This is a genomic window from uncultured Psychrosphaera sp. (assembly GCF_947500655.1).
Lineage (GTDB): Bacteria > Pseudomonadota > Gammaproteobacteria > Enterobacterales > Alteromonadaceae > Psychrosphaera.
On sequence record NZ_CANMSK010000052.1, the window covers coordinates 1 to 279 of the forward strand.

Annotated in this window: 1 protein-coding gene; it reads left to right on the top strand. The window is 40.5% G+C overall.

What is annotated here, in order from left to right:
• Positions 1-10: 10 nt before the first annotated feature.
• Positions 11-279 (top strand): glutathione S-transferase N-terminal domain-containing protein (locus Q0940_RS17050; RefSeq protein WP_299271143.1); only part of this gene is annotated, 269 nt, incomplete at its 3' end.

The window sequence follows — 279 nt, forward strand, 5'->3', positions numbered from 1 at the left end:
AGAGAGCAATATGATCACACTACATCATTTAAACAATTCACGTTCACAGCGTATTTTATGGTTATTAGAAGAGCTTGGTCTTGAGTATGAGATCAAAGAATACACACGAGATCATCAAACCTCAGCTGCTCCGGATTCTCTTAAAGCGATTCACCCGCTTGGTAAATCTCCTGTGATCACAGATGGCGATTTAACCATTGCAGAGTCAGGGGCGATTATTGAATATTTGTTAGATAGCTACGACACAGATAAACGTTTACGTCCAACAAAAGGCCAAGC